Genomic DNA, 11241 nt, shown 5'->3' with positions numbered 1-11241 from the left:
GCCTACGCGAACGGGTTCTCCACCCGCACGCCCTCGATCACCTGGCCGTCGTTCAGGTCTTCGCTGAGCAGCACGGAGCAACCCGAGTCGGCCGCCGCGCGAACGATCAGCGCGTCCCAGAACGAGATGCGACTCTGCCGGCTCGTGGCGATGGCCGCGAACACGGCTGTCGAGTCCACCTGCGCGACCGTGTACGTGCTGACCTCGCGGACCGCGCGCTCGGCGACCTCCGGGCTCGCGATCGGGGATTTGCCCCTGGTGAGGGCCACGTACAGCTCTTGGAGCACCTGTGTGCTCACCACGAGCTCTCGCTCGCGCTGTTCTTGCTCCAGGCGTTTGCCGGCGCTGGCCTGCTTCTTCGGCTCCGAATCGTCGAACAGATAGGCGAAGACGTTGGTGTCCACGAACGTGCGGTCAGCGCTCATGCAGCTCGTCCCGGGTCCAGCGCCGCCCACCGCGGGCCTTGCCGCGAGCGCGCCCCGACGCCTTCGAGTTCTCTTTCGCGAGCGCGAGCAAGGCGCGCGTGGCTCGCGCCTGGGTGTGCACCTCGCCCGCGAAGGTCCGGAGGTACTCGGCCAGCACGGCGTTCACGCTGGTCCCGCGCTCCAGGGCACGGATGCGGGCCTTCTTCAGCAGCTCGTCGTCGACGGTGATGGTCAGATTGGCCACGGGATCCGTGTAGCACGGATCCCGTGTTGTCGCCACTCACCCCATCCAGGTCGTGTCCGGCTGGATCTCCCACTTCATGGTGACCTTGCGCGGCCGCGTCCAGAAGTGGAAGCCGTCGATGCCCGTGATGTTGCCGTGGCCGAACTTGCTCTGGTTCCAGCCGCCGAAGCCGAAGGGCTCGCGCGGCACCGGAACGCCGACGTTCACGCCGACCATGCCGGCCTCGACGCGGTGGGTGACGTATTCGGCGACTGCGCCGCTGGTGGTGTAGACCGCCGCCGCGTTGCCGTAGGGGTGCTTGTTCTCGAGGGCGATGGCCTCGTCCAGGGTCTTCACCCGCACGATGGACAGGACGGGTCCGAAGATCTCGTCCTGCCAGGCGCCCATCTCCGGAGTCACGCCGTCGATGACGGTGGCGCCGGTCCAGTAGCCTTCCTTGCCACCCTTCTGGCCACGGCCGTCCACCACGACCTTGGCGCCGGCCTTTTCGGCCTCCGTGATGTAGCGCTCGATGCGCTCGACGGCGGCGCTGCTGATCACCGGGCCGAGCTGCTTGCCCGCCTGGAGCTGCTTCGACTTCTCCAGGATCGGGCCGAGCACGTGATCGACGTTGCCGACGGCCACCATCACGCTGGCCGCCATGCAGCGCTGACCGGTGCAGCCGGTGAAGGAGGCGACGATGTTGTCCGCAGCGACCTTCGGATCCGCATCCGGCACCACGATCAGGTGGTTCTTGGCGCCACCCAGGCAGAGCATCGCCTTGCCCGAGGCCGCGCCCCGCGCGTAGACGAGCTTCGCCACCTTGGTCGAGCCGACGAAGCCGATGGCGCGGATGGTGGGGTGATCGCAGAGCGCGTTCCCGACGTCCACCGAGCCGTTGACCACGTTGAAGACGCCGTCCGGCAGCCCAGCCTCCTTCAAGAGCTGCGCGAGCTTCATGCTGCCCATCGGCACCTGCTCGCTCGGCTTCAGCACGAAGGCGTTCCCGCCCACGATGGCCTGCGGCAGCATCCAGAGCGGGACCATGATCGGGAAGTTGAAGGGCGTGACGCCCGCCACGACGCCGAGCGGCTCGTAGATCTCCTTGCAGAGCACGCCGCGGCTCACCTCGAGCTGCTCGCCCGCGCCGCCGCCGTTGGGCAGCGCTGCGCCGAACTCGGCGCACTCGATGCCCTTCTCGACGCTGGCGCGCGCCTCCTCGATGGGCTTGCCGTTCTCGTGGGTGACGAGCCATGCGAGCTCGTCGATGTCGCGCTCCATCAGCGCCTTCAGCCGGTAGAAGACCTGCGCGCGCTCGCGCATCGGCACGTCGCGCCAGCTCTTCTGCGCCTTCTCGGCGGCTTTGACCGCCAGGTCCACGTCCTCCGCGCCGCTGATCGGCACGCTGGAGATGGCCTTGCCGAAGCGCGGGTTCTCCACCGGGATGGTCTTGCCGGTGGTCGGCTCTCGCCACTCGCCGCCGATCCAGTTCTTGACCGGGACGTATTCGACGAAGTCGTAGCTTCGGGCGGGGAAAGCAGGCAGCTTGCTCATGACGCGGGTCTCCTGATCGAGGCGCGAAGCATGACGCGCCGAAGGGGCTTCTTCAAGCTGTGAGACCGCTCAGTGCCGGCGCACGTGCGTCAATCCACGCAGGACGCGCGGGCAGCGGCCGTAGCCGCGTCCTTCACCGTCGAGGCGTGCGGCTCGGACGTGGTCAGGGTCAGGCGCGTCCAGTGCGTGCCTTCGACCAGGCCCATGGCGTCGAAATTGGCCTTGGCCTTGAGGAACCCCGGATCCTGCTCGTGAATGACGGCGCGGCGCTTCTCGAGCCCCGTGGCCCAGGCGCCGCTCACCCAGGGCACCGCCGTCCCGACGCCGCCGGTGTCGGTGCCGTCCATGGGCGAGCTGAACATACAAAGCCGCGCCACCGCGAAGTCTTTGGCGAACAGCGCGGCGTGCCCCCCACCCTGGGAGTGGCCGCCCACGCGCAGCTTGGCGACGTCCACCTTGCCGTCGGCCAACGCCTCCGGTGGAGTCGCGCCGAGCAGTCCCGCGTCGGTCACCGACTTCACCAGCGCTCCGAGGCGCGACACGATGTCGTTGGGCTTCTGCACGTCCTTCAACGCAGCGTAGGGTGCCGGGGCGTCCACTCCGAAGAGCACCTCGCGGCGCACGGGCTCGTAGCAGGCCAGATCGAGCTTGCACAACATCCCGACCGCCGGCTCGTTGTCGTAAGCGGGCATCAGCACCAGGACGCCAAGGGCCGTCAGCTCTTCCATCAAGAGCTGGTTGGGGAACGCCTGGGTCGCCGGCTTGGCGGGGTCGCCGCCGGAGCCGACCAGGTGAACGTAGACCGGAGTGCTCGCGCCGATCGTCGCCGGCAGCCCGACCGCGTGATAGCCGAAGGTGTTGCTGATCCCCGGGGAGGACGCTGGCTCGACCGCGCACAGCGTTCGCCCGTCCTTCGAGAGCTGGAAGGCGCAGCCAGCGCTGCCAGCGCTGCCGCCCGTCGAGCCGCCGGCACCCGACGCGCCGCCGCTCCCGGCAGCGCCACCGCTGGCGCTGCCACCCGACCCTGGCGCGTCGTTCGACCCAGACTCGTCCCCGCAGGCAGGGACGCCGAGCGCGCAGAGCAGCGCCATGGAAAACAGGATCCGCATGACGCTGATGATACGCGCTATCCTGCTGCAAATGGCAGGGCGTGCTTGGCTCTTGGTGTCGCTCACCCTCGCAGCCTGCGGCTCGTCGTCGGAGGACGGCGGCAGTGGCGGCACTTCGGCCGGTGGCACGAGCAGCGGCGGCTCGAGCAGTGGCGGTGCCAGCAGTGGCGGTGCCAGCAGTGGCGGTGCCAGCAGTGGCGGTGCCAGCAGCGGTGGTGCCAGCAGCGGCGGCTCGAGCAGCGGCGGTGCCAGCAGCGGCGGTGCCAGCAGCGGCGGTGCCAGCAGCGGCGGAGTGAGCGGCAGCGCGGCGGGTGGGGCTTCGAGCGGTGGCGCGAGCGGCAGCTCTAGCGGTGGGTCTCCGAGCGGTGGCAGCGGGGGCTCGTCGGCCGAGTGCAAGGGCTCCGCGGACTGCGGCGGCGCGACCTGCTGCAAGACGGGCTCGGGGCCGGCGCAGTGCGTGAGCTCATGCACGGGCCTCGTGATGTGCACGAAGCCCGCGGACTGCGGCCAGAACGGGCCCTGCTGTCCCCAGGGGTTCTGCGGCGGGTGTGACTGACTACGGCCGGACCAGCTCGTCGTAGGCGTCCGGGCGCCGATCGCGGAAGAACTGCCAGGTCTGCCGCACCTCGTCGATCAGGTTGAGGTCGAGGTCGGCGACCACGAGCTCGTCTTTGTCCTCGCTGGCTTCTGCCACGAACTGGCCGCGAGGGTTCACGAAATAGCTGGTGCCGTAGAACTTGCCGATGTTCCAGGGTGCCTCGGTGCCGACGCGGTTCGAAGCGGCGACGAAGTAGCCGTTGGCCACCGCGTGCGCGGGCTGCTCGATCTTCCACAAGTACTGCGAGAGCCCGGCGACCGTGGCGCTCGGGTTGAAGACGATCTCGGCGCCGTTGAGCCCGAGGCAGCGCGCCCCCTCCGGGAAGTGGCGGTCGTAGCAGATGTACACGCCGACCTTGGCAAACGCCGTCTGGAACACCGGGTAGCCGCCGTTGCCAGGGCGGAAGAAGTACTTCTCCCAGAAGCCGGCGACCTGCGGGATGTGCTGCTTTCGGTACTTGCCCAGGTACTTGCCGTCGGCGTCGATGACGGCGGCGGTGTTGTAGAATACGCCGCGCATCTCCTGCTCGTAGAGCGGCAGCACGATTGCCATGCCGTGCTTCTTGGCGATGGCCTGGAAGAGCTCGGTGGTGGGCCCCGGGATCGACTCCGCCGCCTCGTACCAGCGCTTGTCCTGGCTCGGGCAGAAGTAGGGGCCGTTGAAGATCTCCTGGAGCCCCAGGATCTGTACGCCCTTCTTGGCCGCCTCCTCGATGAAGGGCATGTGCTTCGCGAGCATCGCCTCCTGGATCTTCTTCACCGGTGCGCTCTCGTCGTTGAGCGCGTTCGCACACTGGATCAACCCGCAACGGACAATCTGCGCCATGCGCCGTAGGATACAGAGGCCGCTCGGCGGCACCAGCGCCTTTCCGCCGAGAGTCCAATGTTCAGTGGGAGCGCGCGGCGGAGTCGGTGTAGCCTCCCAGACTTCGAGCTGGAGGAGGATTGATGATCGCAACCCTGCGACCCTGCCCGTCGTGTGAGCGCCATGTGCGCTACAGCGAGACCGCCTGCCCGTTCTGCGCCGCTGCGCTGTCGCGCGAGACGCCGCGCGAGCTGCCAGACGTGTCCAGGCTTTCGCGTACCGCTCGCCTGGCGCTGGGCGCCGCCCTCGCCGCGGGGTGCGCCGCGGCGCCTGCTCCGGTCTACGGCGGTCCGCCCGTGGCTCCGGCGTACGGCGCTCCGGCGCCCGTCGAGCCGGGTCCGGACGCGGGCATGGGCACGTCGCCCGGTGATCCCGGCGCGCCCGCACCCATGTACGGGATGCCCGCCGATCCGCCGCCCGAAGCCACGCCGCCCCAAGGGCCGCAGGATCCCGGCGAGGTGAAGGCCATGTACGGCGCACCGCCGCCGAAGTGAGCATGCTGGTCGTCCGCCGCGCCACTCCAGATGACCTGCCGAGAGCCGCGGCCCTCGCCGCGGAGCTCGTGCGCCAGCACCACGCAGTGGACCCCGGGCGCTTCATGCTCGTGGACGGCGTCGAAGCTGGCTACGAGCGGTGGTTCCGCCACGAGCTCGGCCGCGAGCAGGCGCGCATTCTCGTCGCCGAGCTGCACGGCGAGATCGTTGGCTACGCCTATGGCACGCTCGAGGCCCGCGACTGGAACCTGCTCTTGGACGAGCACGGCGCCATCCACGACGTCCTGGTCGCCGAGCCTGCGCGCCGCGGCGGCACGGGCCGGCGCCTGGTCGAAGCGTTGATCGCCGAGCTCGAGGCGCTGGGCGCGCCGCGCATCGTGCTCTCGACCATGGTGGGAAACCACTCGGCGCAGCGCCTGTTCGCGGCCTGCGGCTTCCGGCCGACGTTGCTCGAGATGACACGGAACCGCGCTACAGACCCGAGATGACCGCCAGATCCTTGCCGTCCGCCAGCGCGAACGTCCACGCCTTGGAGAACCCGCGCACGACGACGTAGCGATCCGTGATGCCGAACGAGGTGAAGAAGTCGCGCTCCGGCAGCGCGGCCTCCCAGGCGCGCCGGCCGGAGTGGAAGTCGAAGCACACGATGCGGAGCTCCTGGCGATCGCTGCGCTCGTAGGCGGCGAGCACCCGCCCCGACGCGACCGCAAAGGCAGTTGGCTCTCCCTCTTTCGCCAGGAGCGGTTCCGACACCGGGAGCTCCTGCACCCAGAGCAGCTTCTCGCCGTCGAACGCCGCCAGCATGGGCACGCGAGTGCCCGGCTCGCGCGTCCCGAGCACCAGCACCTGCTTGGTGTCCGCGATCGCGAAGACGTCGGAGACCTGCATGCCCTTCACGCGGTCACGGTAGGGCGCTTCGTCCACCTCGATCAGACCGGGACCCTGGCTTGCGTCCGCTGGATCGAGGTCCACGCAGCGCGTGCCTTTCTCCTGCGCGTAACGTGCACCAGCGGTCGGAGCGCCCAACGCCCCGTTTCCCAGATCGACCGGGAAGAGCTGCTTGTCCTTGGTCAGCACGGCGACTCCGCTCGGGTGCTTGCAGAGCGCCTCCGGCAGCTCGGGCAACGCCGTCGCGAAGGCCTGCGTCCCGCTCTTGCCGTCGAACCCGAACACGGCATTGCGCACGGTCACGACCAGCCGCCCGCGCGCGGTGGTCGCGTGGTTGGCCTCGCCGCTGGCGCCCAGCGAGGGCGTGCGCCAGAGCTCCTTGCCGGACTGCGGGTCGAACGCCGCGAAGTGGAGCTGCGGAGTCTTCCCCAGGGTGGTCACCTCCAACACGATGTCCTCCACGCCGTCGCCGTTCGCGTCGAGCGGCAGCGGGCGCCCGCCGACCGAGTAGCGCCCGCCGCCCGCCTTGCCCGAGAAGGCGATGGCCGCGCCGACGCCCGCCAGCACCAGCACGAGCACGATGGGTACGACCACGAGCGCGCTCGTGCTCGCGGGTCGCACCTCGGGCATCACGATGGTAGGCATGCCTTGCGGAGCGACCGGGATGGGCTCGGTGGGCGCGCGCCGCGGCCGCTGGATGAACGACGACGTGCCGCAGAAGGTGCAGCTCACGACGTCGCGGGTCGGATCGAGCGTGACGCCGGCACCGCAGTGCGGGCAGGCGGCTTTGACGAGGCGCGGCACCGGGCGATCCGAAGCCGAGCGGGCCCAGCCGTCAACCGCCTTCTCAGAAAGCGACGGCGCCGCCCAGGGCGAGGGTGGGTGTCCACTGGTCCACCACGCCGCCGTCGGAGTCGCTGCTGACGAACACGGGCGCGCGCGCTGCGAGGAAGAACAGCGCCCGCGTGCGCGTCACCCGGAACAGCTCCACGCCCACGCGCAGTGACGGCGAGAAGCCCGACGCGCTGGCCGAGGCGTGGGCGTCGGGGCCAGCCAGCGGCGCCGGGCCCGCGAAGCGCTGGTACTCGTAGCCCAGGGACAGCGCCGCGAACGCTGCCGTGTCCGCCGTGCTGCTGGACCAGAGCGCCGCTTCGACTTCGGCGACCACGTCGGTGCTCAGGCGCAGCTCGGAGCGCTCGCTGAAGTCGTGGGCGCCGGCGAAGCGCACGGCCACGTGAACGCTGCCGACCTCGCGACGCACGAAAGCTCCGAGACCGGACAGCGACTGCGCCCGGTCGCCGACCCAGGCGCCGAGCGCGTAGGCCTCGACACCGACGTAGGTCTGCCCGTTCAGGCGCAGCGCGCGGACGCCCGTCGCGAACAGATCCTGCTCGGCCTGGGGTCCGCGCAGCCGGCGCGGGTCGTTGTGCAGGATCACGCTGAGCAGCTCCTCCAACGCTGGCGCGAGCCCGTCGCCGCCCACCGTCACCCGATGCGGAACCTCGCCGTCGAGCCAGCCGGTGAGGTGGCGCTCGCTGCCCACGCTGATCAGCTCGACGCGCAGGCGTGCCTCGCAGCCTTGCTCGGCCCAATCGTGGCTCGCGTGGCGCGCGAGCTCGTGGCGGACGAGCTTCTCGAGCCCCGCGCGCTCGCTCGGCGCCTGCACGGTGACGCAGGTGCGAACGCCCGCAAGCGCAACCGGCGCGGCGAGCACCAGGGCCAGCGCGAGGAGGCCGGCGGGCAGTTCAGAACAGGACGCCAATTTGCGCCAAGCCCCCGGGCAAGTAGGCGTCGAGCGAGCCGTAGGAGCTCTCGGCGCGCACCGCGTAGGTCGGGACCTGCAGCTCTGCTTGCGCGAAGAAGTGCAGCGACGAAGCGCGCAGGAACTCGTAGCCCACGAGCAAGTCGAGGTTCAGGCCTGCGCCGAGCACGTAGTCCCGATCGCGCTCGCTGCGCTGCCCATCGGGGCGGATGATCGAGAACAGCGAGAGCTCGAAGCTGGCGCCACCGCCGTAGTAGAACGAAGTCATCCCGGGCGGGTCGAGGTAGCGCAGGAAGTGCAGGCCCAGGCTCGCCGATCCGGCGAAGTCGACGTGACCGCCGAGCTCGTTGTTGCGCACGGCACGCTCGCGGCTACCCATGCCCAGGCGCCCGAGCACGTCCAGGCCCCACTCCTTGAACTTCCCGCGGTACCCGAACTGGAAGCTCACGGGCGTGAGCAGGCGAAGCTCCTCGTTAGCGGGCGCCTGCGCGTCGTTCGCCGTTGCCAGCTTGCCTGCGCGGACCGCGGTCCCGAGCGCCAGCGCAACGTGGCCGCGCGTGGCGATGGTGCGATAGGCGTGCTCGCTGTCGGAGCGCAGCACGTTCTCGCGCGTGATGGTCTGCTGGATGGGACGGTCGCGGAGCAGCGCGTAGGCGAGGCGCTGCGCGAGCTGGGGGAATTCGTCCAGCTGGACGTAGTCCACCTTCTCTTCGCGGGCGGTGCCCGTGTAGCGCGCGAACACCGTCCAGCCCGACGAGAGCGGGAAGAGCTCGACCTCGACGCGATGCTGGCAGCCCTTGGGCAGCGAGTGAAAGCCGGGCTCGTGCGTCACCTCGTACTCGAGGACGCGCTTGAGGTAGGCGGCAGGATCGAAGCTCCCCGGGCCTTCGCCGGTCTTGGCGGGATCGGCGCTGAAGCGCCAGGCCTCGGGCGTCGCCTTGGGCTTCGGCTGCTTCGACTCGGAGGCCCAGGTCTTCTGCTGCACCTCGACGCACACCGACGTCTCCGCGAGAGCGTGGGAGGTGGCGAGCGCGAGTGAAAGACACACCACGACGGCCGCGCCGGTGGGACCGGCACGCCGCGGAAGAGTAAGCGGCATGAAAGTGATCGCGCGGACGCAATCAACGTGCCACTCAGCGGAACGCTGAATGTGATGTTGCGCGCGCGCAACGTGTGACGCGTAGTTGACACCTCACGCGTGAACTCGCGTCAGCGTTCGCGCTCGACCTCGACGATGATCGGGTCGAGCAACGGCGAGAGCCCGTTGTGTTTGATCTCGAGCATCAACGCCAGCTGCTGTCCGAGCTTGCCGCGCGGGAACCCCTGGCGCGAAAACCACACCAGGTAGGCTTCCGGCAGCGTGTAGAGCGGCTGCCCCGAGTAGCGACCAAAGGGCATCTTGGCGCGGACGAGCTCGCGCAAGGTCTCGGGCTCGAGCGGGAAGTCAGTCGCCATCGAGCTCGAAGACGCCCGCGAAGATCGAGTCGATGTCGACGGTCGCGCCGCTCGCGAGGCGTACCTGCCCTCCGGTTTCCGAGACGCTGTAGCGCCAGGACCCATCGGCTTGCCGCTGAAAATGCTCGATTCTGGCGGCAGTCTGGGAGACCAGCAGGTAGTCCACCACGGACGCGAGGCGCCGGTAGCCCTCCCACTTCTCGCCGCGGTCGTAGGCCTCCGTGCTCTTCGACAGCACCTCGACGACCACGGTCGGATTCAGAAGCACGTCGTTGGTTCCGCTCTCGAGCTCGACGGGCCCGAATACCACCGCCGCATCGGGGTAGACGTAGCTGGACCCGGGAGGCGCGGCTATCCGTTGGTCGCTGGTCAGGACTCTGCAGCGCCCGCCTCGAAGGGAGAGCCCGAGATCGCGAATCAAGGCCGCACCGAGAGCGTTGTGGCGCAAGCTGCCGCCAGCCATCGCGAACACCTCGCCGCCGTGAAACTCGTGACGTGTTTCCTGCTGCCGTTCCCAGGCGAGGTACTCGCTCGCAGTCATCCGCTGGAAGGTGCTCGCGACGGTCACCCGAGCAATCTAGCACGGGCCCGCGCTAGGCAGCGAATACACCCAGGTCCACCAGCGCCAGGGCCATCACGCCCGTGGCTCGCACCAGGTCTTCGATGGCGACGTGCTCGTCCGGCTGGTGCGCGAGCTCCAGCGTGCCGGGACCGTAGGCGACGCAGTGCTCGATGCCGGCGAGCCGGGCGAAGTGCTTGTGGTCGTAGGTGCCGGGGCTCGCCACCAGCTGGGCGGGGCGCGAGTAGACCTGTTCGATGGCGCGCTCGAGAGCCGCGACCAGCGGAGAGCCCGCCGGTGTCTGCACGGGGTGAAACACCAGCAGATCTTCCAGCGTGTAGCGGCGGGAAGGGTCCTCGGCCCGGGCTTTGGCGAGCAGGGCGACGATCTCCTCTTTCGCTGCGACGAAGCCCTCCTCCAGCAGGAAGCGCCGATCGAAGATCGCCTCCGCGTGGTCAGCCACGCAGGGCGTCTGCGGCTCGCACCCGGCTTGCCCACCCAGGATGGCGTTCACGTTCAGGGTCGCGTGGCGCGCCATGTCGGGGACCACGGGCATGTGGGTCACGCGCTCCCGGAGCGCAGGTTGGAGCTCGGTGCGCACGCGCTCGACGAAGTGGGCCAGGTGGTCGATGGCGCTCGACCCCAGGAACGGCATGCTGCCGTGGGCGACGCGTCCGTGCGCCGTCACCTTGAACCAGTAGACGCCGCGGTGTCCGACGCAGATGCGATCGGGGTCGAGCGGCTCGGGGATGATCACGTGGTCCACGCGGTCCCGGCGGATCACGCCCTTCTCGCACAACCACGCCACGCCGGCCTGGCCTCCGCTCTCTTCGTCCACGGTGCCGGAGATCTCCACGCTGCCGCGGAGCGCGAGCCCCGCGCGGCGCGCGACCTCCACCGCCAAGACGCCGGCGGCGAGGCCGGCCTTCATGTCCGCGGTGCCGCGGCCGTAGAGCTTGCCGTCCGTCACGAGCCCCGCGAAGGGATCGACCGTCCAGCCGGCGCTCGCGGGAACCACGTCGAGGTGACCGTTCAGGTGCACCACGGGGTGCGCGCCGTCGCCCAGGCGCGCGAGCACGTTCACGCGCGGGTGCGCTCGGCTGTGCGACCGGCTGCCCTCCGCCTCGTGGTAGGCGACCTGGTAGCCGCGCTCGGCGAGATCCGCGCCGAGCAGCTCGGCGGCGTCGCGGTAGTGCTCGCCCGGAGGGTTGACGCTCGGGATCCGGACCAGCGCCTGGGTGAGCGCGACGAGCTCGTCCTGCGCCCGCTCGGCCTCTTCGAGCAAGCGGGCGCAGAGCTCCGGGTTCATC

General features: G+C 69.9%; 13 protein-coding genes and 1 pseudogene. 3 read left to right on the top strand and 11 right to left on the bottom strand.

Annotated features, from left to right (window positions below; translation table 11 throughout):
• Positions 1-2: 2 nt before the first annotated feature.
• The 4 genes from HS104_18845 to HS104_18830 all read right to left on the bottom strand — a co-directional run bounded on the left by HS104_18845 (position 3) and on the right by HS104_18830 (position 3311).
• The gene (locus HS104_18845; GenBank protein ID MBE7482023.1) at positions 3-425 is read right to left on the bottom strand and encodes a PIN domain-containing protein; all 423 of its coding nucleotides are present in this window, start codon (positions 423-425) and stop codon (positions 3-5) included.
• Positions 415-669: a hypothetical protein gene (locus tag HS104_18840; protein ID MBE7482022.1), complete on the bottom strand. Its 255-nt coding sequence runs from the start codon at positions 667-669 to the stop codon at positions 415-417. The genes HS104_18845 and HS104_18840 overlap by 11 nt, the downstream gene beginning before the upstream one ends.
• Before the next feature lie 36 nt (positions 670-705).
• The gene (locus HS104_18835) at positions 706-2202 is read right to left on the bottom strand and encodes a CoA-acylating methylmalonate-semialdehyde dehydrogenase (protein MBE7482021.1); all 1497 of its coding nucleotides are present in this window, start codon (positions 2200-2202) and stop codon (positions 706-708) included.
• A gap of 89 nt (positions 2203-2291) precedes the next feature.
• Entirely contained in the window at positions 2292-3311 is a 1020-nt protein-coding gene (locus HS104_18830) for a hypothetical protein (GenBank protein MBE7482020.1), read from the bottom strand.
• A gap of 100 nt (positions 3312-3411) precedes the next feature.
• On the opposite strand from HS104_18830, the pseudogene HS104_18825 reads away from it, so the two are divergent.
• A pseudogene (locus HS104_18825) lies at positions 3412-3690 on the top strand (NlpC/P60 family protein).
• Positions 3691-3867: 177 nt separating this feature from the next.
• Here HS104_18825 and HS104_18820 read toward each other — a convergent pair.
• Positions 3868-4734, bottom strand: coding sequence for an acyltransferase (locus HS104_18820; protein MBE7482019.1), 867 nt, complete (start codon positions 4732-4734; stop codon positions 3868-3870).
• Between the two features lie 122 nt (positions 4735-4856).
• On the opposite strand from HS104_18820, the gene HS104_18815 reads away from it, so the two are divergent.
• On the top strand, positions 4857-5267 hold the full coding sequence (locus HS104_18815; protein ID MBE7482018.1) for a hypothetical protein: 411 nt from the start codon (positions 4857-4859) through the stop codon (positions 5265-5267).
• Between the two features lie 2 nt (positions 5268-5269).
• The gene (locus tag HS104_18810; GenBank protein MBE7482017.1) at positions 5270-5755 is read left to right on the top strand and encodes a GNAT family N-acetyltransferase; all 486 of its coding nucleotides are present in this window, start codon (positions 5270-5272) and stop codon (positions 5753-5755) included.
• Here HS104_18810 and HS104_18805 read toward each other — a convergent pair.
• The 6 genes from HS104_18805 to HS104_18780 form a co-directional block, all read right to left on the bottom strand.
• Positions 5739-6959: a PQQ-binding-like beta-propeller repeat protein gene (locus HS104_18805; protein ID MBE7482016.1), complete on the bottom strand. Its 1221-nt coding sequence runs from the start codon at positions 6957-6959 to the stop codon at positions 5739-5741. The genes HS104_18810 and HS104_18805 overlap by 17 nt on opposite strands.
• Positions 6960-7002: 43 nt before the next feature.
• Positions 7003-7821, bottom strand: coding sequence for a hypothetical protein (locus HS104_18800; GenBank protein ID MBE7482015.1), 819 nt, complete (start codon positions 7819-7821; stop codon positions 7003-7005).
• A 79-nt stretch (positions 7822-7900) separates the two neighbouring features.
• Positions 7901-9016 (bottom strand): hypothetical protein, encoded by a 1116-nt coding sequence (locus tag HS104_18795; GenBank protein MBE7482014.1) that lies wholly within the window; start codon positions 9014-9016, stop codon positions 7901-7903.
• A gap of 110 nt (positions 9017-9126) precedes the next feature.
• Positions 9127-9372, bottom strand: a complete 246-nt coding sequence (locus HS104_18790; protein ID MBE7482013.1) for a DUF3820 family protein — start codon at positions 9370-9372, stop codon at positions 9127-9129.
• Entirely contained in the window at positions 9362-9913 is a 552-nt protein-coding gene (locus HS104_18785; protein MBE7482012.1) for a Uma2 family endonuclease, read from the bottom strand. Before HS104_18785 ends, HS104_18790 begins: the two co-directional genes overlap by 11 nt.
• 52 nt (positions 9914-9965) lie before the next feature.
• Entirely contained in the window at positions 9966-11240 is a 1275-nt protein-coding gene (locus HS104_18780) for an acetylornithine deacetylase/succinyl-diaminopimelate desuccinylase family protein (GenBank protein ID MBE7482011.1), read from the bottom strand.
• Between the last annotated feature and the right edge of the window lies 1 nt (position 11241).

This window comes from Polyangiaceae bacterium (assembly GCA_015075635.1).
Taxonomy (GTDB): domain Bacteria; phylum Myxococcota_A; class Polyangia; order Polyangiales; family Polyangiaceae; genus JADJKB01.
Note: the sequence above shows the minus strand (reverse complement) of the source record. Positions and strands in the feature narration are given on the sequence as shown.

Bases quoted from the DNA above. Each gene is read 5' to 3' on its own strand.
- HS104_18820 (MBE7482019.1), bottom strand. From the start codon at position 4,734: ATGGCGCAGATTGTCCGTTGCGGGTTGATCCAGTGTGCGAACGCGCTC.
- HS104_18835 (MBE7482021.1), bottom strand. From the start codon at position 2,202: ATGAGCAAGCTGCCTGCTTTCCCCGCCCGAAGCTACGACTTCGTCGAA.
- HS104_18790 (MBE7482013.1), bottom strand. From the start codon at position 9,372: ATGGCGACTGACTTCCCGCTCGAGCCCGAGACCTTGCGCGAGCTCGTC.
- HS104_18795 (MBE7482014.1), bottom strand. From the start codon at position 9,016: ATGCCGCTTACTCTTCCGCGGCGTGCCGGTCCCACCGGCGCGGCCGTC.
- HS104_18830 (MBE7482020.1), bottom strand. From the start codon at position 3,311: ATGCGGATCCTGTTTTCCATGGCGCTGCTCTGCGCGCTCGGCGTCCCT.
- HS104_18780 (MBE7482011.1), bottom strand. From the start codon at position 11,240: ATGAACCCGGAGCTCTGCGCCCGCTTGCTCGAAGAGGCCGAGCGGGCG.
- HS104_18810 (MBE7482017.1), top strand. From the start codon at position 5,270: ATGCTGGTCGTCCGCCGCGCCACTCCAGATGACCTGCCGAGAGCCGCG.
- HS104_18845 (MBE7482023.1), bottom strand. From the start codon at position 425: ATGAGCGCTGACCGCACGTTCGTGGACACCAACGTCTTCGCCTATCTG.
- HS104_18815 (MBE7482018.1), top strand. From the start codon at position 4,857: ATGATCGCAACCCTGCGACCCTGCCCGTCGTGTGAGCGCCATGTGCGC.
- HS104_18785 (MBE7482012.1), bottom strand. From the start codon at position 9,913: ATGACTGCGAGCGAGTACCTCGCCTGGGAACGGCAGCAGGAAACACGT.